Below are 21,794 nucleotides of genomic sequence, written 5' to 3'. Positions count from 1 at the left end.
GGGACCCATACTGCGTGATCTATCGATGAGGTTGGTGAAAGCACCGGACGAAGAGTCTTCGCCAAACTCCTCCCTGTGGCTATGGGTCCCGGCCTGCGCCGGGACGACCTAGGGGAGGGAGCGCAACTCGCCTAAGCCCGCTGAACCCCGATCACGCGGCCCTTCTCGATCGCCAGCGCCAGCTCGCCGCGCTTTAGCTTCAGCGCGGCGTCGCCGAACAGCTCGCGGCGCCAGCCGCGCAGCGCCGGCACGTCGGCGTCGTCGTCGGCTGCGATCTCCTCGAGATCGTCGACGGTTGCGATCACCTTGCTGGCGACTGCATGGCGCTCGGCAGTCATGCGCAGCAGCACTTTCAGAAGCTCGACGGTCGCAGCGCCATTGTTGTTGTTGCGCGGCTTCTCGAGCTTCGGCAGCGTGGAATGATCTCGCGCCAGGCCGCGCTCGACGGCGGCGACGATGTCCGCGCCCCATTTGGACTTCTCGAACCCCTTCGGCACCGAGCGCAGATGGGCGAGCTTCTCCAGCGTGTTCGGCGCGTGGGTGGCGATGTCGCTGATGGCCTCGTCGCGCAGCACGCGTCCGCGCGGCACGTCGCGGCTCTGCGCCTCCTGCTCGCGCCAGGCCGCAACCTCCATCAGCACCGCGAGGTCTTTCGGCTTGCGCACCCGTGTCTTCAGCCGCTCCCAGGCGCGCTCGGGGTGGAAGTCGTAGGTCTTGGGCGAGGTCAAAACCTCCATCTCGATGGAGACCCATTCGCTGCGGCGGCGCTTCTTCAAATCGGCGTCGAGCGCGGCAAACACATCGCGCAGATGCGTGACGTCGGAGACCGCGTAGTGCATCTGCTCCTTGGTCAGCGGCCGCCGCGACCAGTCGGTGAAGCGGTGGGTCTTGTCCGGGCGGTGGCCGGTGACCTTCTCGACCAGGGCGTCATAGGCGATGCTGTCGCCATAGCCGAGCACCATCGCCGCGACCTGGGTGTCGAACACCGGATGCGGGATGATGTTGGCCTGGTGCCAGATGATCTCGATGTCCTGGCGCGCGGCGTGAAACACCTTCAGCACGCTCTCGTTGGCCATCAGCTCGAAGAACGGCTTGAGGTCGATGCCCTCGGCCAGGGTATCGACGACGATCGCTTCCTCGGCGCTGGCCAACTGCACCACGCACAACAGCGGGTAATAGGTGGTCTCGCGCAGGAACTCGGTATCGACGGTAATGACGGGATGCTTGGCCAGTCGGCTGCAGGCAGCCGCGAGGTCAGCGGTGGTGGTAATCAAATCCATGAACGGCCCATGACACTTGCCATCAGCCGTTCTGCCGAAAGCGCTGTGATGTCAAGGGGCTCTTGACGAATTCGAGCCTTGCATTCGGGCCGGAATCGCTGTTTTCGGCCGAAAGTCCTATTCGTAACGGATGCGCCGGGAGGGTTTGCGCGCGCAGGGCATTGCCACCACGACGACGCACATGGCGACCAAGGCCAGCCCCAGGAACTCGAAAACCAACAGATCCACGGCAAAAATCCCCCTGAAACATTGCTAGACTTGTCCGGGGTGAATTGAGGGTCTGTTAATTCTCGTGGTTACCGGCGGCGGGGCGGGCCGGATGGTGGATGGGGGGTTAATGGCGACCCACCAGATCAGGTGCGTAGGGCGGGTTAGCGTAGCGTAACCCGCCACTCTTCTCGCACGCGGAACGTCTTTGGTGGATTACGCCTTCGGCTAATCCACCCTACTGAAGCCGTCTTACGGCAGCTTCAGTGACGTCTCCGCGTTGTATGGCTTCAGCGTCTCGTCGGCGGCCTTCTGGGCGGCGACGAGCGCCTCCTTCGGCTGCTTCTTGCCGTTGAGGACCAGCATCACCTCGTCCTCGAGGTTCTTGCGGACCGGCACGGTCTTGTAGGTCGCAAACCAGGGCTTGGCGACGTCGAGCTGCTCGACGGCGGTCTTGGCGTCCGGGTGCTTGTTGAGGAAGTCGATCATGTCAGGCGTCTTGTAGGCGGCCATGTTGGGCGCGAAATAGCCGGTGGCACGGCTCCACCAGGCGCTCTTCTCGGGCGAGGTCATCCACTTGATCAGCGTCCAGGCGGCCTTCTGCTTGTCCGCTTCCACGCCCGCCGGAATGATCAGCGAGGCGCCGCCGATCGGCACGGCGTTGCGGACGTTGCGCGGGATGAAGGCGACCTTGTAGTTGAACTTGGCGTTCTCGCGCACATAGGTCAGCGAGCCCGTCGACAGCATCATCATCGCGGCATTGCCGGAGATGAAGGAGGTGCTGACGGCCGGACCAGGCGTGGCGCCGGGCGGGTGGACCTTGTACTTGGAGACGAGATCGTTCCACCAGGTCAGCGCGCCCAGCATCGTGGGCGTGTCGTAATAGACCTCGCCACCGAACTCCTCGTTGTAGTAGCGCCCGCCATTGGACATGGTGAGCGTTTCCATCATCCAGCCGCAATAGTCATAGGCGCAGGGGATCGCGATGCCCCATTGGGTCACCTTGTCGCCCTCGCGCTTGGTGAGCTTCTTGGCCCAGTCGGTGAGCTCGGCCCAGGTCTGCGGCGGCTTGTTCGGATCGAGGCCGGCTTCCTTGGCCTTGTCGGCGTTGATGTAAAGCAGCGGCGTCGAATTCTGGAACGGCACGCCGTAGACCGAACGGTTGATCACCGCGTTGCCGCTCAGCGCCGGGAAGAACTGCCCGAGGAACTTATCCTTGGTGGTGCCGTCGGCGGCGATCAGGCCGTCGAGATTGGTGAGCTCGTTCTCGATCTGCATGTCGAGCAGGAAATTCGCCGACATGATCACGGCGGCGGGCGGCTTGCCGGCCTTGATCGAGGCGCGCGTCTTGATCAGCGTGTCGTCATAGGAGCCGGTGTAGACGGCGGTCGCCTTGATGTCGGGATGACCGTCGTTGAACTCCTTGATCAGCGTGCCCATGTCGCGGGCGAGCTTGCCGTCGACGGGCACGGGAAAGAACAGGTCGATCTCGGTCGGACCTTCGGCCATCGCCGGGACGGCGAGGGTAGTTGCCATAGTGCCTGCGATGGCGAGGCCGAGCATGAGCCTGCGGGAAAACAGCATCGAGAAATCTCCTATTTGATGCCTGAGGTGACGAAAGAACTGATGAAGCGCTTCTGGAAAATCAGGAAGGTGATGAGCAGCGGCGCGATCACCATCAGCGTGCCGGCAGCGATGGTGCCCCAGGCCTGCGTGCCTTCCGCGGTCGCAGTGAAGACGGACAAGCCCACCGTGAGCGGCCGCTTGTCCGGCGAATTGATCACCATCAGCGGCCACAGGAAGTCGTTCCAATGGCTGGTCACGGAGATGATCGCGAACGCCGAGAAGCTCGGGATCGACAGCGGCACGTAGATGTGGCGGATGCGCTGCAACAGGCTGGCGCCGTCGATCAGGGCGGCGTCTTCCAGCTCGGTCGGTATGGCTTCGAAGGCCTGGCGCATCAGGAAGGTGCCGAAGGCGGAGGCGAAGAACGGCATCATCACGCCGGCTAGCGTGTCGTAGAGGCCGAATTGCGCGATGATGCGCAAATTCGGCACGATCAGCAGCACCGGCACCAGCATCAGCTGCATCAGGAACAAATAGAAGATCAGCGACTTGCCGGCGAAGTCGAGCCGCGCGAACGCGAAGCCCGCCAGTGTGATGGTGAAGAACTGGACCAGCAGGATCCCGGTGCAGATGATGGTGGTGTTGAGGAAGTAGCGCGGGAAATCGCCGATCTCCCAGGCATCTCTGATGTTGTCGAGCGTCGGCTTTAGGCTCGGCATCAGCTCGGCCATCAGATTGATCCCGTCGGAGGCCGGGCGCAGCGTCGCCACGCCCATCCACAGGAACGGGATCAGCCAGACCAGCGCAAGCAGCACGGTCAGCGCAAAGCCGAGCTTCGGCGTGATCTCGCGGCGTGTCGCCAGCGGCGTGTCCTTGGTAAGCGCGTCGATCAGCTTCATGGCCCGCCCTCGCGGTTGGCCATGGTGCGGAACGACAGCGCAGTCAGGCCCATCAGGGCGGCGAGCGTCAGCAGCGTCGCGGCCGAGGCCTTGCCGATGTCGTAATGCTCGACCGCCTGCTGGTAGATGTAGAACAGCACGAGATTGGTCGAATTCGACGGGCCGCCCTTGGTCATGACGAAGACGTGGTCGACCTGCGTCACGGCATTGAGGGTGGCGATCACGATGACGAACAGGAAGGTCGGCTTGAGCTCCGGCAGGATGATGTAGCGCAGCCGCATCAAGGGACCTGCGCCGTCGAGATGGGCGGCTTCCATGACGTCCTCGGGCACCGACTGGAGCCCGGCCAGGAAGAACAGCATGTAGTAGCCGGCGTTCTTCCAGATCGTGATGATCATGATGGCGTAGAGCGCGATGTCGGAATCGCCGAGCCAGTTCGGCAGCACCGGAAGCAGACGCCCGATGTAGTAGTCGAGCAGCCCGACATTGGGCAGGAAGATGAAGAGAAACAGCGCGGAGGCCGCAACCATCGGGATCAGCACCGGCAGGAACAGCGCGGCGCGCAGCGCGCTGGTTACCGCATTGGTGCGCGCGAGCGCCAGCGCGAACAGCAGCGCCAGGCCGATGCTCGGGACGGCGGTGCCGACGGCGTAGATGAGGTTGTTGATAACAGCGCCGGTGAAGGCGGGGTCCGCCAGTACCGCACTGATGTTGTCGAGGCCGACGAAGAGAACAGGCGCCTTCGGCGTGGCGCGCTGGTAAAGCGCGTCGATGAGCACGCGCCCGATCGCGCCGTAGGTAAACAGCGTCAGGAAGACGATCGAGGGCAGCAACAGCAGATAGGCCGGCAGAGAGGTTTTGAAGCGGGTGGAAAACCGCGTCACGATGTGCAGGCGCGGCGGCACTGATGCCGCGACCGGGAGAGCCGCGGGTTCAGCGAGGCTCATGTCACCGCGCCGAGAAATTGAGTGCATAGTCGCGGCCGTCCATTCCCGCAGGCGGCTCGAACGGGAAGCGCAGACTGGTGTCGAGGAAGTCGTGGCTGTGCACGACGAGGTTTTGATCGTCGATCAGCACCACGCCATAGGCGGGCGGCTCGTGGCTCGCCAGATGGTCGGTGGCTGCCGCATCGAGCTCGAACCAGACCTGATGATTGGTGCCGCGCAGCGTCGAGAACGGGATCTTGCCGTAGCTGCCGAAGACGGGACGATGCACATGGCCGAAGAAGAGGTGGCGGATGCGCGCGCGATAGGGTGCGATCACCTCGGCGAATTCGGCGCTCTGCTTCAGCGCGATGTCGTCCATGGCGTGGACGCCGACCGGGAAGGGCGGATGGTGCATGAACACGACGAACGGCATGTCGGCAGGCGCGGCGGCCAGCGTCTTCGCCAGCCAATCGAAGCGCTTGGCGCACATCTCGCCGGCGTGGCTGGTCTCGTCCAGCGTGTCGAGGAAGACGAACAGGCCGTGCTCGGTGGTGCGGGTGCCCTGCACGAAGCCGTTGGGATCGCGCGGCGCGGCTTTCAGCCCGTCGAGGCAGGCCACGCGCTTGTCGTGATTGCCGACCATGGCGATGTACGGCATTTTCAGCGCAGCCATTGCGTCGGCGAAATTGGCGTAGGATTCAGGCTCGCCCCAATGGGTGAGGTCGCCGGTCACGACCGCAAACGCTGCATCGGACCGGTGGGTGTTGATGTCGGCAATCGCCGCATCCAGCCGGGCGCGAGGGTCGAGGCCGTAGAGCTTCAGTCCGGGGTTCGCCAGATGCGTGTCGGTGATGTGGATGAACTTGAAGGGCATGGCGCGCTTGTCAGGGACTGTTGGAGGATGGGCGCCTCCGGCAGGACGGCCCTGACAGGCCGTTAGAGTGCGAGTGTTTCAGTTTGATGACAGTGGTTCCCGTGTCCACAAACGCCGAGACCGTAGGGTGGATTAGCCGAAGGCGTAATCCACCACTGTGTGCCGACCCCAGGTTGTGTTACTTGTCATGAATGTCCGACTACCGCCGCGCATTCATTCCTGGAGGATGCTGGTTCTTCACGGTGAATTTGCTCGACCGGCGGACGGCTCTTTTGACCGACCAGATCGAAATCTTGCGGGACGCTGTCGCCGCAACGCGCCAGAGCCATCCGTTCACCATCAATGCGTTTGTGGTCCTGCCAGATCATCTGCATGCAATCTGGGAACTGCCTCCAGGCGATTCCGATTTCTCTGTGCGCTGGCGATTGATCAAGACGCGTTTTGCGAAAGCTCTACCGGCGAGCGCGGGGCTCAGCGCCGTCCGTGCTGCGCGGAGCGAGCGCGGCATTTGGCAACGTCGTTTCTGGGAGCATCTGATCCGTGATGAGGAGGATTACGCCCGCCATGTCGAGTATTGCTACTACAATCCCGTCAAGCACGGCCATGTCTCGAAGGTGTGCGATTGGCCGTTCTCGTCGTTTCACCGCGATGCGCGTGCTGGATTGTTTCCCGCGGATTGGGGCGGTGACGCCAAGAGCGCAGGCGAGTTTGGTGAGCGGGTGTGATAATCGCGGCGTCAGCTGTAGGGTGGATTAGCGAAGCGTAATCCACCTCTTTACTTTCGGCTTGTTGAGAGAAGTGGTGGATTACGCCTTCGGCTAATCCACCCTACGCACCGAATTCGTCGCTACGTCCCGCAAAACGTTTGCAGCACCCGCTGGTCCGGCAGCGGCGGATCGGCGTAAGCCGCATACTCCCGTTGGTCGTCGAACGGCTTGGCCAGCACCTTCACCAACTCCTCGAACGGTGCGTAGTCGTCGTTGTTCACCGCGGCCTGGATCACGGCTTCGACGCGGTGGTTGCGCGGAATGAACATGGGATTGATGGCGTTCATCGCGGCTTGCCGCTCGGTTGCGCTCTGCGGCTCCAGCGCGGTGCGCTCGTGCCAGCGCTTGGCCCACTCATCGAAGGCGGCTGGGTCCATGAACTGGGCGCGCGCGTCGTCCGCCGCCTCACCGCCCGCGGCATTGCCGAGCTTGCGGAAGGTGAGGGTGAAGTCGGCCTGGTTCTTGGCCATGGCGTCGAGCAGATCCTGGATCAGCGCCTCATCGCCGTTGCGCTCGGTGAACAGGCCCACCTTCCTGCGCAGGCCTGCCTGATAAGCCTTGCTGAAAATCTCCGGAAACGCGCCGAGAATCTCCTGCGCCTGCTCGACCGCCTTCTCCTGCTCGTCAGAAAACAGCGGCAGCAGGCATTCGGCGAGCCGGGTCAGATTCCACAGCGCGATGCGCGGCTGGTTGGCGTAGGCGTAACGACCCATCTCGTCGATCGACGAAAACACCTGCGAAGGATTGTAGGCGTCCATGAAGGCGCAGGGACCGTAATCGATGGTCTCGCCCGAGATCGAAGAATTATCGGTGTTCATCACGCCATGGATGAAGCCGACCAGCAGCCAGCGCGCGACGAGATCGGCCTGGCGCGCAACGATTCCGGCAAGCAGCGCATGATAGGGCCGCTCGGCATGCAGCAGATCCGGATAGTGCCTGACGATAACGTGGTCGGCGAGCCGGCGGATCGCGTCGGTGTCGCGTCGGGCGGCAAAGAACTGGAAGGTGCCGACGCGGATGTGGCTCGAGGCGACGCGCGTCAGCACGGCGCCGGGCAGCACGGTCTCGCGGATCACGGGCTCGCCGGTGATGACGGCGGCGAGCGAGCGCGTGGTCGGAATGCCCAGCGCGAACATCGCCTCGCTGACGATGTATTCGCGCAGCACCGGCCCGAGCGCGGCGCGGCCATCGCCGCGGCGGGAGAATGGGGTGGGGCCCGAGCCCTTGAGCTGGATGTCGCGGCGGATGCCGTTTGTATCGATGACCTCGCCGAGCAGGATCGCCCGTCCGTCGCCGAGCTGGGGCACGAAGTTCCCGAACTGGTGGCCGGCATAGGCCATGGCGATGGGGTCGGCACCGGCAGGAACCGTCTTGCCGGCGAGGATTTCGGCGCCTTCAGGGCTGTCCAGCAAGTCCGGATCGAGCCCAAGCTGCACCGCTAGCCGCCGGTTCAGCTTGATCAGCCGGGGCGCGGCCACGGGGGTTGGCGCGACGCGGGCAAAGAAGCTGTCCGGCAGCGCCGAATAGGAGTTTTGGAAGGGGAAATGGACCGTCATGGCCTCAAGATAGGGCTGGAACGCCAGATGGCAAAGGCTTGAGCCCTGATTGATCAAAAATGGGCGTTGCGGGCTCAAAACAGGCCCTTCCCTTGGTTGCCGCCCCGTTCCTCGTCGGGTAAACCCTGCCGCAACTTCGGACCGGCCTTTAAAGGCCGTCCGATTCGACTCCTCCGACATTGATTTTGGGACGACCATGCATCGCTACCGGTCACATACATGCGGCGCGCTCCGCGAGAGCAACATCGGCGAGACGATCCGCCTCTCGGGCTGGGTCCATCGCGTTCGCGACCATGGCGGCGTGCTGTTCATCGATTTGCGCGACCATTACGGCCTGACCCAGTGCGTGGTCGATCCGGACTCGCCGGCGTTCTCGCAGGCCGAAAAGCTGCGCTCGGAATTCGTGGTCAAGATGGACGGCAAGGTCCGCCGCCGCCCCGAGGGCACCGACAATGACGATTTGCCGACCGGCAAGATCGAGATCTATGTCAGCGACATCGAGGTGCTCGGCCCGGCCGGTGACCTGCCGCTGCCCGTGTTCGGCGACCAGGAATATCCTGAAGACATCCGCCTGAAGTACCGTTTCCTCGATCTGCGCCGCGAAAAACTGCACCAGAACATCATGACGCGCGTCGATATCATCAAGTCGATGCGCCGGCGGATGGAGGGGCAGGGCTTCTTCGAGTTCAACACTCCGATCCTGACCGCGTCCTCGCCGGAGGGCGCGCGCGACTTCCTGGTGCCCTCGCGCATCCATCCAGGAAAGTTCTACGCGCTGCCGCAGGCGCCGCAGCAGTACAAGCAGCTGCTGATGATGTCCGGCTTCGACCGCTATTTCCAGATCGCGCCCTGTTTCCGCGACGAGGACCCGCGCGCCGACCGTCTGCCGGGCGAGTTCTATCAGCTCGACGTCGAGATGAGCTTTGTGACTCAGGAAGACGTCTTCGCGGCGATGGAGCCCGTCATCACCGGCGTGTTCGAGGAGTTCGCCAAGGGCAAGCCGGTCAGCAAGAACTGGCGCCGGATTCCGTTCGCGGAAGCGCTGCGCAAATACGGCAGCGACAAGCCGGACCTGCGCAACCCCATCGAGATGCAGGACGTCTCCGAGCATTTCCGCGGCTCCGGCTTCAAGGTGTTCGCGCGCATGCTCGAAGATCCCAAGAACCAGGTCTGGGCGATCCCGGCGCCAGGCGGCGGCTCGCGCGCCTTCTGCGACCGCATGAATTCGTGGGCGCAGGGGGAAGGCCAGCCCGGCCTAGGTTACATCATGTGGCGCGAGGGCGGCGAGGGCGCTGGTCCCTTGGCGAACAACATCGGGCCCGAGCGCACCGCCGCGATCCGTGGGCAGATCGGCGTCAAGGAAGGCGATGCCGCCTTCTTCGTCGCCGGCGATCCCGACAAGTTCTGGAAGTTCTCAGGCTTGGCCCGCAACAAGGTCGGCGAGGAGTTGAACCTCACCGACAAGGAGCGGTTCGAGCTCGCCTGGATCGTCGACTTCCCGATGTACGAGTACAACGAGGACGACAAGAAGGTCGACTTCTCGCACAACCCGTTCTCGATGCCGCAGGGCGGCCTCGACGCGTTGAAGGGCCAGGACCCGCTGACCATCAAGGCGTTCCAGTACGACATCACCTGCAACGGCTACGAGATCGCCTCGGGCGGCATTCGCAACCACGTGCCGGAAGCCATGGTGAAGGCGTTCGAGATCGCGGGTTACGGCGAGCAGGAAGTGGTCGACCGCTTCGGCGGCATGTACCGCGCCTTCCAGTACGGCGCGCCTCCGCATGGCGGCATGGCGGCTGGTGTCGACCGCATCGTCATGCTTTTGTGCGGCACCAACAATCTGCGGGAGATATCGCTGTTCCCGATGAACCAGCAGGCCATGGACTTGCTGATGGGCGCGCCCTCGGACGCCACCACCAAGCAGCTCCGCGAGCTGCATGTGCGGGTGAACCTGCCGCAGAAGTGAGGTTTTCTCGCCTCTCCCCGCGTGCGGGGACGGGGCGAGGGAGCGCACCTTCAGAGCCCCGTCGACGCCTCGATGCTGAATTGCGCCAGCGCGCTCTGCGGGTCGGACTTGATGAGCTGCATCAATTGCATCAATGGCACCTTGGCGCGGGGGGTGAGCTTGATGGCGAGCGTCTGGTTCGGCGTTTCGACAAAGCCGGCGATGGCATCCACGGCCGCGCCTGCGTCCGGATTGGCTGATACGGCCTGCTCGCGCTGTGCCTTGATGCTGGCGACGAGCGCCTGGCGCGCGGCGTCGCGGTTGAGATTCTGCCTCCGCGCAAACTGCGTCACGGCGAGATCGACGCCGCCATTGTCGCGCAATGAGAACTCGAGCGCGCCGGCTTCAATCCGGGCCGCCTGGCCCATGAGCTGGGCGGGATCGGCCGAAAACATCTCGCGCGGTACGTTGCCAAGCGCGATGCGCAATTGCGCTTTCGCGACCCCTCCGATGTCGAGCGTCGCCGGCGTCAAGGCGAAACTGTTGGACGACTCGGTCCAGGCTGCGCCGAGATCGAGGTCGATTGCGAGCTTGTCGATCCCGCTGGCAATCAGTGGAAGCTGCTTCGGATCGGATGGATCGGTGGGCGTGACGAACTTGGCAACCACATGCGCCTTGCTCGGGATCGAGCCGACCAGCTGGCCCCAGTCCAGGCTCAGCGTGTCGATTGTGACCAGCTTTTTGGTATTCTTGAAGGGCGCAACCACGCCCTTGATCTCCGCGCCTGCAAGCACGCCGAACAGGCCCAGCATTTGATCCGGCGAGGCAGGCCGCCCGGCGTTCTTCGTGAGGTCCGCCGCCCAGCGCATCAGGCTCGTTACGCTGAAGGACTTCAGCGCAAAGCGCTCCATCTTGAAATGGCCCCGCGGTGTGGGCGCGTCGAGGCCTTCCAGCGCGAACTCGCCCTGAGAATATCTGACGGCGTTGAGCTTTGCGGCGTCCTGCGGTGTGTCCATCGACAAATCGGCGATTGTCACCTTGCCGACCCGCGCGCCCTCATAGAGGTTTGCGATCTTCTCCATCAATTCGCGCATCTGCGCCGGGTTCTGAGCTGCAGATGGATCCTTCGGCAGAACAGCCAGCAGCTCTCCGGGGCGAAACTTCGACGGCTGATAATCGATGTCCTCGACCAGGATGCGGCCGATTTTCGCGCCAATGCCGGACGTCGAAGTCATCGCGTACGCGGTTGATATCTGCCGATAAACCCGGTGATAGCTGTCGTCGTTTGCTTTGTCCGGATTGAGCGCGGCGATCACGACGTTTGCGTCGAAATCTTCGATCGTCAGGTCGGAGAATTCCGAGGCGATTTTATCTGGACGCGGCTGTTGCACATTGATGGCAACAACAGCGCGATCCACCTTTGCCGCATCGATCTTGCCGCGATTGATGTTGCGGAACGTCAGCCCCGAATAGGTAATCTCGCCGGTTCCTCCACCGCTGATTCCAGTCATTGTGGCAGTTATGGTTGGCACGTTGAGCGAGCCGGCTGTTATGCCTGCAAATTGTTCGAGCCCAAAACGATATGCGTCGACAATGGAGTCCGAGGCCGGCGCGCCCTGCACGCGGGCGGGCCCTGAATAATTGGTCAACGTGAGCTGCGGGATCTTGTAAGTCACCTTCACATTCGTGGCGCCTGCGGCGCCGTCGATCGCTAACTCCATGCCATCGATCTCGACATTGTCGGCCGCAATATGCGCCTCGTCGACTTGACGAACGCCGACGGCCTTGAAGCTCGCGGCCTTGATGCCGGCCAGAGGGGGCCGTCCCGGCTCGACATTGACCTCCTCGATCGAGAGGGTGCGGCTCGCGAGATCGAACCCGATCTTGCCGTGGTTCGCCTTGCCGCCACTGGCGCGAATCTGCTCGAAGGCTCCCTCGATCTCGGCGGCGACGCGTTGCTGGACGTAGAAATTGAAGCCGAACCATCCGCCGGCGGCAAGCACCGCGAGTGCGATCAGGCCGATCAGGATTCGCTTCATTCCTCAGCTCCAGTTGCCATTGTGTGCCGCGCAACCTGCCATATTCGCGAAACGCCGTCTGCTCCAGGGAAAGCTATGGTTTTCAAATATTTGACCGTGCGGCCTGTTGATGGGCTTGCAATCCGATGTTGCCACCGGGGCGCCGGCCGTGCTTCATCCCGTTTCCATGACCCGGAATACCGCCACCCGCGACAGACCGGTCAGGACAACGTCATTTGAGGCCGGTAACGCGAGGCAAGAGACCGCATGTCGTCCTATTCCGATGATCTCCACCAGGCGGCGCTGGCCTATCACCGACTGCCGCGCCCCGGAAAGCTCGAGATTCAGGCGAGCAAGCCGCTTGCCAACCAGCGCGACCTCGCGCTGGCCTATTCTCCGGGCGTCGCCGCGGCCTGCATGGAGATCGCCAAGAACCCGGCGGAAGCCGCCACGCTGACGATCCGCTCCAATCTGGTCGCCGTCGTCTCGAATGGCACCGCCGTGCTCGGCCTCGGCAATATCGGCCCGCTGGCCTCCAAGCCGGTGATGGAGGGCAAGGCGGTCCTGTTCAAGAAGTTCGCCGGCATCGACGTGTTCGACATCGAGATTGCCGCCGACACGATCGAGCGCGTGGTCGAAACCGTGGCGGCGCTGGAGCCGACCTTCGGCGGCATCAATCTGGAAGACATCCGCGGTCCCGAATGTTTCGAGATCGAGGCGCAGCTGAAGGAACGGATGAAGATCCCGGTCTTTCATGACGACCAGCACGGCACCGCGATCATCGTCGCCGCCGCCATCACCAATGGCCTCAGGCTGAACGGCAAGAAGCTCTCCGACGTCAAGATCGTGGCATCGGGGGCAGGGGCGGCTGCAATCGCAACGCTCAATCTCCTCGTGTCGATGGGCGCACAGCGCAAGAACATCTGGGTCTGCGACATCGACGGCCTCGTGCACGAGGGCCGCAACACCACGATGGACCGCTGGAAGGCGGTCTATGCGCAGAAGACCGACAAGCGCACGCTCGCTGACGTCATTGGCGGCGCCGACATCTTCATCGGGCTGTCGGCACCGGGCGTGCTCAAGCCGGAGATGGCCAAGGCGATGGGCGACAAGCCGCTGATCATGGCGCTCGCCAACCCGACGCCGGAGATCATGCCGGAGGAGGCGCGCAAAGCCCGCCCCGACGCCATGATCTGCACTGGCCGCTCCGACTATCCGAACCAGGTCAACAACGTCCTGTGCTTTCCCTTCATCTTCCGCGGCGCGCTCGATGTCGGCGCCACCGCGATCAACGAGGCGATGAAGCACGCAGCCGTCGAAGCCATCGCGCAGCTCGCGCGCGAGGCGCCCTCGGATGCGGTGGCGCAGGGCTTTGACACCGGCGAGACGCAAGGGTTTGGGCCGGGCTCGCTGATCCCGAGCCCGTTTGATCCCCGGCTGATCCTGCGGATCTCGCCGGCGGTTGCAAAAGCAGCGATGGAGTCCGGCGTGGCGACGCGGCCCATCACCAATTTCGACGAATACACCGCGCTGCTCGAGCGCTTTGCCTTCCGCTCCGGCATCGTCATGAAGCCGATGTTCGCCAAGGCCAAGACCCAGCCGGTGCGCGTGATCTACGCCGAAGGCGAGGACGAGCGCGTGCTGCGCGCCACGCAAGTGGTGCTGGAGGAAAATCTGGCGCGGCCGATCCTGGTCGGCCGTCCCTCGGTGGTGGACGCCCGCATCAAGCGCTTCGGCCTGTTGATCCGCGCCGGCAAGGATTTTGACCTCATCAATCCCGAGGACGATCCGCGCTACCGGTCCTACGTGCAGTCCTATGTCGAGGTTGCCGGCCGCCGCGGCGTCACGCCGGATGCGGCGCGCACGGTGGTACGCACCAACAACACGGTAATCGCGGCGCTCGCGGTCACGCGCGGGGAGGCGGATGCCATGCTCTGCGGCGTCGAAGGCCGCTACATGCACCATCTCCGCCATGTCCGCGAGATCGTCGGCTTTGCGCCGGGCGTCAGCGACTATGCCGCGCTGGCGCTGTTGATCACCAGCAAGGGCGCCTTCTTCATCGCCGACACCCAGGTGCGGCCCAATCCGACCGCGGAAGAGCTCGCCGAGATCGCCTCGCTTGCGGCGGTGCACGTCCAGCGCTTCGCGCTCAAGCCGAGGATCGCGTTCGTCTCGCACTCGGATTTCGGCAGCTACGACACGGATTCCTCGCGCAAGATGCGCCGGGCAACCCAGCTCCTGAAGGAAAAGCACCCGGAGATCGAGGCCGACGGCGAGATGCAGGGCGACACCGCGCTCTCCGCCGCTGCGCGCAAAATGGTGCTGCCGCACTCCAAGCTCGAGGGCGAAGCCAACATCATGATCATGCCGACGCTGGACACCGCCAACGTCGCCTATCAGATGATCAAGTCGCTCGCGGATGCGCTCCCCGTCGGCCCGATCCTGATCGGCCCGGCGCGGCCGGCGCATATCCTCACCCCCTCGGTGACCGCGCGCGGCATCCTCAACATGACCGCCGTTGCGGCCGTAGAGGCGCAGGAACGTGCGGCGCGGCAGCAGCCGACGTTGTTTACGTAGGGTCCTGTTAGCTCGTCATGCCCGGGCTTGTCCCGGGCATCCACGATCTTTGTGCCGCGGAGCAAGTCGTGGATGGCCGGGACAAGCCCGGCCATGACGCTGAGAGCGTGATGGCCAATCTGGCCACTGTCGGGTTCGATTCCGCTAGGGAGCGCCATCGAGCACAGTGCGCCGCCAACTTTGAATTACTTGCAGTTTCCCATTTCCCCGTTTGAAAACCTCAAGCGGACTCATCATAATCCCCGCAAGCGTCCCCGCCCTTACAGCATTGCCAAGAGGCCGACCTATGCCAGCGTTCGTGACTTTCGGGCGGATTCTGTTCGCCGTGCTGTTCATCTACACGGGCGCCACCAAGCTCATTGCCATTCAGGCGACGGCCGACTTCATCGCCGGCAAGCTCGTGGTGCCCGACGTGATCGCGCCTTACGCCAAGCAGATCGAGACGGCGACCGCGATGACCACGCCGCAGCTTTTGGCGATCGCGGTCGGCGGGCTCGAGATCATCGCGGGAGTGATGATCGCGCTGAACTTCGGCGCACGCTTCTTCGCGATGCTGATGATCGTCTACATCGCGGTCTCGACCTTCCTGTTCTACGATTTCTGGAATCAGGCGGCGCCCGACAACGCCAAGATGGTGGTCGACGCGCTGAAGAATCTCTCCGTCATCGGCGCGCTGTTCATGATCATGGGCTATGGCCGCGCCACGCGCTCGGCCGAGACGGCCTACGGCGACGTGTAGGACCTCGTAGGCTCGTAGGGTGGCTTAGCTAGTGGCTGCGCGAAGCGCAGTCCGCTGGCGTAACCCACCAACGCCTCCCGCTGCGGATACGGAAGCGGTGGATTACGCCTTCGGCTAATCACCCTACGCAGTCCTCGCCTGAGCTGTTGCGGCGTGTCCGGCTTCGCGCAAGGTCGTCGCTGCAGAATGATCGGGAGCGAGTCATCGCATCGATGATGGCCCCGCGTCATGTTTGCTGAAGCGTCGCCAGTTTCCGTATCACTCCAGCACGTGCGCGCCGAGCTCCAGAAGCGCAGTTTGACCCGATCGCCCGTTATGCCTGCTGAATGAGCGGGATAGTCTCCGGTATCGAAATGCCGGTACTGTGCATGGGGTTGATTTGCAGATTTTGAAGAGGGCGCTCTAGCCCCGCCGCCATGGCGTGACCGTCACCTCATGCGCCGCGTCGAGTAGATAGGGGGCGCCCGGCGTCATCCCGTGTGACGCCAGCACCTCATGCGGCGTCCGCGCGGGCACGCCCACAAAGCAGCCTTCGCCGCCGGGCAGGCGGACATGCGGCGCTTCCGAGAGCCAGAAGGTGTCGTAGCGGTCCATGAACAGGTCGAACACGACGGGGCCGCCGATGATCGCGACCGTGCCGGATGAAACATCGGCGAAGGCACAGGCTTCCTCGAAACTCGCATGATCCGGATTCCATAGCGTCGCGTTCGGCATCTCCGGATCGACGGTGAGGGTCTTGATCTTGTGGGTCAGGATCAGCCGCTTCCGCTTGGGCGACTTCGGCTGCTGCTCGTGCGAGTGGCGGCCGTGCACGATCAGCGCGGCGCGATCGAGCGCCTGCTCGAAGAACAGCTTGTCGCCCTCGAACTTCAGCACCTCGGGCATGACGCGTGCCGCATCGGCCAGCATGCCGTCCGCGGAGACGATGACGTAGCCTTCGAACCGGAAAGACAAGCGACCGCTATTCGGAGACCGTCGTCACGACGCTGTTGACCGGTCGTGTGCTCACCGTCGGCAGCTTGACGTCCTTGAGCAGCTCCTGGTCGTATTCGGGCAGCGTCGAGACTGGGGTCTTCGCGCGCATCGCCACCACCTTGAACCCGCCTGCCTTGAGGCGGTTCAACAGCTCGGGCAGGGCTTCGGCCGTGTGCTTCTGGAAATCGTGCATCAGGATGATGCCCTTGCCGAGCTTGTCGAGCTTCTTCATGACGGTGTCGATCACCTTCTCGGGCTTGGAGGCCTTGAAGTCGAAGGAGTCGAGGTCGCAAGAGAAGATCGCGATGTTGCGATTGCCGAGATAGGTGACCATCTCCGGCGGATGCTGCAGCGCCGGGAAGCGGAAGAACGGCGAGGGCGAGATCCCGCCGAGCGCCCATTTCACCGCCGAAAAACCCTTCTCGATTTCGTCTTTCTTCTGCTGCTCGGTGAGCTTCTTGTTGTTGAGATTGGCGTGCGACCAGGTGTGCGCGCCAACGGTGTGGCCGGCCGCGTAGACCTGCTTCAGGATCTCCGGCTCATAGGTTGAGTGCAAGCCGATCGGAAAGAAGATGCCGGTGGTGCACTGGTCGGCGAGCGCCTTCAGCACCGCCTGCGTGTTGTGCGGCCAAGGGCCGTCGTCGAAGGTCAGCACCACCTCGTGGTCGCGCAGGAAGTCGAGCTCCTTGAAGTGTTCGAAGCCGAAGCCGGGACCGCCGGTGGTGTCGATCTCGACAGTGCGGGCAACGCCCAGTGCATTCGGATTGTTGCAGGCGGCGCGTGCCGGCTGCGGAGCCTGTTGCGGCGGGGGCGGATTGACGACGGCGGCTTGCGGCGCGGGGGCTGCGGCCGGAGCCACAGCGGGCGCAACGGCCGGTGCCGCTTGCGTTGCGGCTACCGGTTTCGCAGCCGGAGTCTGCGACCATGCCGCACCTGTCAGCGCAACAGAGATCGCGCTTGCCAAAATCAGTCCTGCCGCCACATGCATGGGTGTTGTCCTCGAGATTGATCCCGTTGTTCCGCCGTGGCTTTTCGCCTCCGGCAAAACCTATCCTGCCCCTGATCATCCTAGCCTAGATGGTGCTCCATCGCCATTGCAACGGCTGTTTGGCGCTTCGCCACAATTGTGCCCAAGCCTGTGCCTCCGAAGCGCGTTCGGGGTAAGACCCGTCGACTGTCGGCCAGCGCCTTAACTGTCAGCCAGCGCCTTGGCCACCGCAGTCTTGATCCGGGTGTCGGCAGGCTCGATGGCAGATGCAAATACCTCGGCGATATAGCCGTCGCGGCCGATCAGATATTTGTGGAAGTTCCACTTCGGAACATCCCTCGGCCGCGCCTCGGCGGCCCATTTGTAGAAGGGATGCGCCTTCGGCCCGACGACGACGGCCTTGGCGGCGATCGGGAAGGTAACGCCGTATTGGTGATGCGCGGTTTCCGAGATCTCGCTGGTGCCGCCGGGCTCCTGGCCGCCGAAATCGTTGGAGGGCACGCCGATCACGGTGAGGCCGCGCTCGCGAAACTCGTTCCAGAGCTCCTGCAGCCCGGCATATTGCGGGGTGTAGCCGCACAGCGAAGCCGTGTTCACGACCAGTAACGGCTTGCCGGTGAAGCTCGCCAAGCGAATGTCGTCACCGGACAGAGCGGGAAAAGAGAAGGCGTAAGCCGGGATCCGGCTCATTCCGCCCTCGGCCAGTGCGCGCGTTGCCGATGATGCCGTCGCAGCAAGCGCGGCCACGAGCATGGTCCTGCGGTTCAGCATGGCGACGTCCCCCGACATGATCCGAGATGCAGTCTACTCCTGCGATAAGAGCAGCCCGCTCAAGACCGCGTTATCAGAGGCGGCGAAACTCTCAGTACAGACGGACGATGAAGTCGGTACCTTCGCCGGTCTCACCCTGGTTGATGCCCTGGTCGGAGACGATGATCGAGCCGCCGGTGGTGAGCATCTCGTTGATCTTCGCCATGGCGTCGGCAGGTATTGTGATGCGATCCAGGGCTTCGGCCGGGCTGTCCGGCGTCACGACCGGCCTTGCGGCAACGGGGATCACGGCGGCGTTGCGCTGACGGCGCGCCACGTGACCGTCGTCATCGCGCGCGGCGGTGCGGACGGCGACGGGCAGCGACACCACCGACCAATGCAGCGCGTTGGAATCGGTCTTGTCGACTTCGGCAGTGAAGACATGGGTGCCGAGCGGCCGGTCGCTTGCCGCAATCGTCACGGGTACATCGAATAGCGGCGCAAAGTTCTGCCGCACATAGAGCTTGGAATCCTTGCGGCTGATGAACACCGCAATCTGGCCAGTCCGCTTCGGCAGGTCCGGCTTTAGCGACGGCGCGGGATCGGCGACGCGGGTCTGGTCCTTCTTCCCCTCCGGCGAAGTGGGTCGCGCGGGCGCCGTTGCCGTCACCGGTGCGTCAATCTTGACCGGCTCGGAAGCGGCTTCCGCCTTCGAGGCGTCGGCCTTCGGAGCATCGGTGGGCTCGGATTTTGCGGCCTCGACCTTGTCGGCCGGCTTTTCGTCCGAAGCGACCTTGGGAGCTTCCGCAGTCTCAATAGGCTTCGCTTCAGCCGCAGCCGTGTTGGCGGAAGCCTCCTCCTCGCGGATCGGCGCATTGCCCGTGGTCGCATCCGACATCACGGTGTGGCCGACCGTGGAGCGCAGCTCGAGCACGCCGTCGGCACTGGCGGTTCTGGTTTCAAAAGATCTGGTTTCGACCGGCTTGGCGTCCGTAACCTTGGTCTCGGGCGCGCCCTTGTCCGCCTTGTCGCCGACGCTCGTCGTCGGCTCGAGGCTTGCCGCGGGCTGCGGCGGCACGCGCAGCGAGGCGAGCATCGGATGGGAGAAGCTGTGCGGCGTCATCTCTCCGGGCGTGACGAGAACGCGCGCGCCCATCTTGGTCCAGTTCCACATCTTCACCGCGAACGCCATAGGCATGCGGATGCAGCCATGCGACGCCGGATAGCCCGGTAGCACGCCGGCATGCATGGCGACGCCGGACCAGGTGATCCGCTGCATGTACGGCATCGGCGCGCCGCTATAGATGTTGGAGTGGTGGAATTTGTGCTTTTGGATGACGCTGAACACGCCCATCGGCGTCGAGTGGCCCTTCATGCCGGTCGACACCGGAGCCTCCGCGAACACTCCGTTGGAGTCGTAGATCGTCACCTTCTGCCGGTTGATCGAGACGACGATGACGAGGGGACCTTGCGGCTTCGCGCCGGTCTCCTTCTCGACGACGGTCTCTTTCTTGTTCTTGCCGGCTGCCGAGCCGCGCTTCTCCAGCTTCTGTCGCGGCACCTGGGGATGTCGTTCCTGCCGGGAGTAGTAGGAACCGTCCGAGTAATCCGGCGTGTAATAGAACGCTGCTTCGGCCTGGCTGGCCGTCCCGATCGCACCCGCGGCCGTCAAAATCGCGAACTGCCACAGCCGTACCGGCGCGGCCGAAAAACGGGACTCGTTCACGCTATTCATTCCTCGAATCCACAATCAAATCAGACGTTAGTCTCGCAGAGGGGATACGCGTTCACCAGCATGGCGGTTCTGCCATCAGCTAGTTTTGTCCAAGACGTAGCAAAAAAGCCTCACGGAGCAGTAAACGGCGGCCGCACCTGGTTGCCCGTCACCTTCCTGCCCGGCGGTCCCATGCCTACATTACGGGACTTGATACCGGAGAACTTCATGTCATCTCGTTTCCACGATCCTTCCAGCATCCGCTTGAAAGGCCTCGCTTTATTCCTGTTGTTGCTGGTCGTCCCGGTGGCATCCGCGTCTGCCGCCGACGAGCCGGATCTGATCTTCCGCCGCTCCACCGTGTTCAAATGGATGAGCCCGAATGACAAGCTCGCGACCTATGGCCTCGACGATCCCGAGGTCGAGGGCGTGGCCTGTCATTTCACGGTGCCGGAGAAGGGCGGCTTCAAGGGCTGGCTGGGACTTGCCGAGGAGGTTTCGGACGTCTCGCTCGCCTGCCGCCAGATCGGTCCGATCAAGTTCAAGGACAAGATGGAGCAGGGCGACGACATGTTCCGCAAGCGCCGCTCGCTCTTCTTCAAGAAGATGCAGATCGTGCGCGGCTGCGACGCCAAGCGCAACGTGCTGGTCTACATGGTTTATTCGGACAAGCTGATCGAGGGATCACCGAAGAATTCGACCTCGTCGGTGCCGATCATGCCGTGGGGCCCGGCCGACGCGACCGTCCAGAGGTGCGGCGACTTCTTCACTCAGTGACGCACTTGCGTTCACTCAGTGACGTACTGGCGTTCACCAGTGACGGAATCGCGGCGGGCGCGCGGCTTCGCAAGATGCGAGCCGCTGAGCCGCACGAATGCTTGCGGTTTGGCTTCGTAGCCGCGATCTGATTGCAGGACCATCGCGCCGGGCGAACTGGCGCGGCTTCGCATGGGCTCTCGATCGGCGCGGTCCGTCTGCTCAGCCGCATCGCGCACCGTTGCGCGATCTTGCGCCGTCATGATGGCCATTCCTCAAAATGCGAGCCCGGTTTACGGGCCTGTCGGTTTTCGAAGGCTTCGGTCGCGCCCGGCCGGCTTTGGGTTCATCGGCGGGACCGGCTTTCGTTTGCGGTTCTCTTCAGCAGAAAATCGTAAAGTGCATGTGAAGCTCGGACGTCGCGGATGTGACCGCGCCACCTCAACCTGCTTGGAGGGTCGTTCCCAAGCGGGATTCAAACCGTCAGGCGCCCCACCTGAAATGATTGATGTTTTCCGGGATTTGTTTCGTCGCGCCGCGGGCGACGAAACAAATCCCGGGGGAATGAAACCATTTTGGGCTTTTGGCGCATCACGGGAGAAACCGCGAATGGTTATCAGCGTGACAACGACGACGGCGCACCGCCGGCCACGCAATTCGGAGACTAATCCATGCGCGCGCTCAGCTTCATCGTTGCTTGCGGCTTCCTGCTCGCCGGTTCCTTGTTCGCCGGCCCGCCGGACGGCAATCTTCCGGGCATCGGCACCTTCCAGTACAGCGGCTCGCCGGTCACGACCACGGCGCCGCAGCCGATCGTCCTGGCGGCGCGTTTCTGATCACCAACAAGAAAAAACAGCCGGCAAAGGCCATCAATGTACTTTCGTCTCTGCGCTGCGGCGCTGCTGTCGCTTCTAACGATTGGTTCCGTTCAGGCGCAGGTGCGCTCGCCAAGCCGATTGCCGGATCCGCGCACCGAGTTCGTGCGGCAATGTGCCCCGCGTATGCTCGGGCGCTGGGAGCATCCGGAAGAGGTCTGTGGCTGTCTGCACGATCATGCCGCGGCCGTCGTCGAGGATCGCGACCTGCGTGAGGCGCTGCTGCGCGGTATCAGCGAGACCGGTGTGCCGACGATCGAGACCGATTGGGTGCCGGCGGCAAAGCAAAGTGAAATCGGGGCGACCTTCACCAAGATCGCCAAGCCGACTTTGCAGTGCATGTTCGACCCGGCGAAGTCGTAGTGCTCTATTGTTTGAG

19 protein-coding genes are annotated in these 21,794 nt (G+C 63.5%); 7 read left to right on the top strand and 12 right to left on the bottom strand.

The annotated features are described in order from the left end of the window. Positions 1-131: 131 nt before the first annotated feature. The 5 genes from rnd to JJE66_RS21280 form a co-directional block, all read right to left on the bottom strand. Complete coding sequence (gene rnd, locus JJE66_RS21300; RefSeq protein ID WP_200516471.1) at positions 132-1,280, bottom strand: ribonuclease D; 1,149 nt, start codon at positions 1,278-1,280, stop codon at positions 132-134. Positions 1,281-1,739: 459 nt separating this feature from the next. Beyond that, positions 1,740-3,071, bottom strand: a complete 1,332-nt coding sequence (locus tag JJE66_RS21295) for an ABC transporter substrate-binding protein (protein WP_200516470.1) — start codon at positions 3,069-3,071, stop codon at positions 1,740-1,742. An 11-nt stretch (positions 3,072-3,082) separates the two neighbouring features. Next, complete coding sequence (locus JJE66_RS21290; RefSeq protein ID WP_200516469.1) at positions 3,083-3,952, bottom strand: carbohydrate ABC transporter permease; 870 nt, start codon at positions 3,950-3,952, stop codon at positions 3,083-3,085. Continuing rightward, positions 3,949-4,899 carry a carbohydrate ABC transporter permease gene (locus tag JJE66_RS21285; RefSeq protein ID WP_200516468.1) on the bottom strand — a complete coding sequence of 317 codons (951 nt, stop codon included), beginning with the start codon at positions 4,897-4,899 and terminating at the stop codon, positions 3,949-3,951. Before JJE66_RS21285 ends, JJE66_RS21290 begins: the two co-directional genes overlap by 4 nt. A gap of 1 nt (position 4,900) precedes the next feature. Continuing rightward, positions 4,901-5,752, bottom strand: a complete 852-nt coding sequence (locus tag JJE66_RS21280; RefSeq protein WP_200516467.1) for a phosphodiesterase — start codon at positions 5,750-5,752, stop codon at positions 4,901-4,903. 191 nt (positions 5,753-5,943) lie between these two features. Between JJE66_RS21280 and JJE66_RS21275 the strand changes: the two genes are divergently transcribed. Continuing rightward, positions 5,944-6,477 (top strand): REP-associated tyrosine transposase, encoded by a 534-nt coding sequence (locus tag JJE66_RS21275; RefSeq protein WP_200516466.1) that lies wholly within the window; start codon positions 5,944-5,946, stop codon positions 6,475-6,477. Positions 6,478-6,599: 122 nt separating this feature from the next. On the opposite strand, the gene JJE66_RS21270 is transcribed toward JJE66_RS21275, so the two are convergent. Next, positions 6,600-8,075: a YdiU family protein gene (locus JJE66_RS21270; protein WP_200516465.1), complete on the bottom strand. Its 1,476-nt coding sequence runs from the start codon at positions 8,073-8,075 to the stop codon at positions 6,600-6,602. A 196-nt stretch (positions 8,076-8,271) separates the two neighbouring features. On the opposite strand from JJE66_RS21270, the gene aspS reads away from it, so the two are divergent. Then, entirely contained in the window at positions 8,272-10,044 is a 1,773-nt protein-coding gene (aspS, locus tag JJE66_RS21265) for an aspartate--tRNA ligase (RefSeq protein WP_200516464.1), read from the top strand. A gap of 50 nt (positions 10,045-10,094) precedes the next feature. Here the strand turns inward: aspS and JJE66_RS21260 are convergent, their stop codons facing one another. Next, positions 10,095-12,062: a hypothetical protein gene (locus JJE66_RS21260; RefSeq protein WP_200516463.1), complete on the bottom strand. Its 1,968-nt coding sequence runs from the start codon at positions 12,060-12,062 to the stop codon at positions 10,095-10,097. Positions 12,063-12,308: 246 nt separating this feature from the next. Here JJE66_RS21260 and JJE66_RS21255 point away from each other — a divergent pair, with 246 nt between their 5' ends. Together JJE66_RS21255 and JJE66_RS21250 are read left to right on the top strand one after the other, a co-directional pair. Further along, the gene (locus JJE66_RS21255; RefSeq protein WP_200516462.1) at positions 12,309-14,618 is read left to right on the top strand and encodes an NADP-dependent malic enzyme; all 2,310 of its coding nucleotides are present in this window, start codon (positions 12,309-12,311) and stop codon (positions 14,616-14,618) included. Positions 14,619-14,904: 286 nt separating this feature from the next. Then, the gene (locus tag JJE66_RS21250; RefSeq protein WP_200516461.1) at positions 14,905-15,357 is read left to right on the top strand and encodes a DoxX family protein; all 453 of its coding nucleotides are present in this window, start codon (positions 14,905-14,907) and stop codon (positions 15,355-15,357) included. Positions 15,358-15,759: 402 nt separating this feature from the next. Here the strand turns inward: JJE66_RS21250 and JJE66_RS21245 are convergent, their stop codons facing one another. From JJE66_RS21245 to JJE66_RS21230, 4 genes are all read right to left on the bottom strand, one after another. After that, a complete protein-coding gene (locus tag JJE66_RS21245; protein ID WP_200516460.1) occupies positions 15,760-16,311 on the bottom strand; it encodes a dihydrofolate reductase in 552 nt (183 codons plus the stop codon). Positions 16,312-16,318: 7 nt separating this feature from the next. After that, positions 16,319-17,320, bottom strand: coding sequence for a polysaccharide deacetylase family protein (locus JJE66_RS21240; protein ID WP_200516459.1), 1,002 nt, complete (start codon positions 17,318-17,320; stop codon positions 16,319-16,321). A gap of 201 nt (positions 17,321-17,521) precedes the next feature. Continuing rightward, positions 17,522-18,091 carry a glutathione peroxidase gene (locus JJE66_RS21235; RefSeq protein ID WP_200516458.1) on the bottom strand — a complete coding sequence of 190 codons (570 nt, stop codon included), beginning with the start codon at positions 18,089-18,091 and terminating at the stop codon, positions 17,522-17,524. Positions 18,092-18,182: 91 nt separating this feature from the next. Next, on the bottom strand, positions 18,183-19,805 hold the full coding sequence (locus JJE66_RS21230) for a L,D-transpeptidase family protein (protein ID WP_200516457.1): 1,623 nt from the start codon (positions 19,803-19,805) through the stop codon (positions 18,183-18,185). A gap of 207 nt (positions 19,806-20,012) precedes the next feature. Here JJE66_RS21230 and JJE66_RS21225 point away from each other — a divergent pair, with 207 nt between their 5' ends. Then, positions 20,013-20,561 (top strand): CreA family protein, encoded by a 549-nt coding sequence (locus JJE66_RS21225; protein ID WP_200516456.1) that lies wholly within the window; start codon positions 20,013-20,015, stop codon positions 20,559-20,561. An 11-nt stretch (positions 20,562-20,572) separates the two neighbouring features. Here JJE66_RS21225 and JJE66_RS21220 read toward each other — a convergent pair whose 3' ends face one another. Next, positions 20,573-20,812 carry a hypothetical protein gene (locus tag JJE66_RS21220; protein ID WP_311979938.1) on the bottom strand — a complete coding sequence of 80 codons (240 nt, stop codon included), beginning with the start codon at positions 20,810-20,812 and terminating at the stop codon, positions 20,573-20,575. A gap of 399 nt (positions 20,813-21,211) precedes the next feature. Between JJE66_RS21220 and JJE66_RS21215 the strand changes: the two genes are divergently transcribed. After that, complete coding sequence (locus JJE66_RS21215; RefSeq protein WP_200516455.1) at positions 21,212-21,376, top strand: hypothetical protein; 165 nt, start codon at positions 21,212-21,214, stop codon at positions 21,374-21,376. Between the two features lie 36 nt (positions 21,377-21,412). Next, positions 21,413-21,778, top strand: coding sequence for a hypothetical protein (locus JJE66_RS21210; protein WP_200516454.1), 366 nt, complete (start codon positions 21,413-21,415; stop codon positions 21,776-21,778). Positions 21,779-21,794: the final 16 nt, after the last annotated feature.

The sequence above is a fragment of the Bradyrhizobium diazoefficiens genome (assembly GCF_016612535.1).
Classification (GTDB): Bacteria; Pseudomonadota; Alphaproteobacteria; order Rhizobiales; family Xanthobacteraceae; genus Bradyrhizobium; species Bradyrhizobium diazoefficiens_C.
This window is presented reverse-complemented; position numbering and strand designations above follow the sequence as displayed.

Excerpts from the sequence above, each read along its gene's own strand:
- rnd (WP_200516471.1), bottom strand. The coding sequence starts at position 1,280 with ATGGATTTGATTACCACCACCGCTGACCTCGCGGCTGCCTGCAGCCGA.
- JJE66_RS21295 (WP_200516470.1), bottom strand. The coding sequence starts at position 3,071 with ATGCTGTTTTCCCGCAGGCTCATGCTCGGCCTCGCCATCGCAGGCACT.
- JJE66_RS21290 (WP_200516469.1), bottom strand. The coding sequence starts at position 3,952 with ATGAAGCTGATCGACGCGCTTACCAAGGACACGCCGCTGGCGACACGC.
- JJE66_RS21285 (WP_200516468.1), bottom strand. The coding sequence starts at position 4,899 with ATGAGCCTCGCTGAACCCGCGGCTCTCCCGGTCGCGGCATCAGTGCCG.
- JJE66_RS21280 (WP_200516467.1), bottom strand. The coding sequence starts at position 5,752 with ATGCCCTTCAAGTTCATCCACATCACCGACACGCATCTGGCGAACCCC.
- JJE66_RS21275 (WP_200516466.1), top strand. The coding sequence starts at position 5,944 with ATGTCCGACTACCGCCGCGCATTCATTCCTGGAGGATGCTGGTTCTTC.
- JJE66_RS21270 (WP_200516465.1), bottom strand. The coding sequence starts at position 8,075 with ATGACGGTCCATTTCCCCTTCCAAAACTCCTATTCGGCGCTGCCGGAC.
- aspS (WP_200516464.1), top strand. The coding sequence starts at position 8,272 with ATGCATCGCTACCGGTCACATACATGCGGCGCGCTCCGCGAGAGCAAC.
- JJE66_RS21260 (WP_200516463.1), bottom strand. The coding sequence starts at position 12,062 with ATGAAGCGAATCCTGATCGGCCTGATCGCACTCGCGGTGCTTGCCGCC.
- JJE66_RS21255 (WP_200516462.1), top strand. The coding sequence starts at position 12,309 with ATGTCGTCCTATTCCGATGATCTCCACCAGGCGGCGCTGGCCTATCAC.
- JJE66_RS21250 (WP_200516461.1), top strand. The coding sequence starts at position 14,905 with ATGCCAGCGTTCGTGACTTTCGGGCGGATTCTGTTCGCCGTGCTGTTC.
- JJE66_RS21240 (WP_200516459.1), bottom strand. The coding sequence starts at position 17,320 with ATGCATGTGGCGGCAGGACTGATTTTGGCAAGCGCGATCTCTGTTGCG.
- JJE66_RS21235 (WP_200516458.1), bottom strand. The coding sequence starts at position 18,091 with ATGCTGAACCGCAGGACCATGCTCGTGGCCGCGCTTGCTGCGACGGCA.
- JJE66_RS21230 (WP_200516457.1), bottom strand. The coding sequence starts at position 19,805 with ATGAATAGCGTGAACGAGTCCCGTTTTTCGGCCGCGCCGGTACGGCTG.
- JJE66_RS21225 (WP_200516456.1), top strand. The coding sequence starts at position 20,013 with ATGTCATCTCGTTTCCACGATCCTTCCAGCATCCGCTTGAAAGGCCTC.
- JJE66_RS21220 (WP_311979938.1), bottom strand. The coding sequence starts at position 20,812 with ATGGCCATCATGACGGCGCAAGATCGCGCAACGGTGCGCGATGCGGCT.
- JJE66_RS21215 (WP_200516455.1), top strand. The coding sequence starts at position 21,212 with ATGCGCGCGCTCAGCTTCATCGTTGCTTGCGGCTTCCTGCTCGCCGGT.
- JJE66_RS21210 (WP_200516454.1), top strand. The coding sequence starts at position 21,413 with ATGTACTTTCGTCTCTGCGCTGCGGCGCTGCTGTCGCTTCTAACGATT.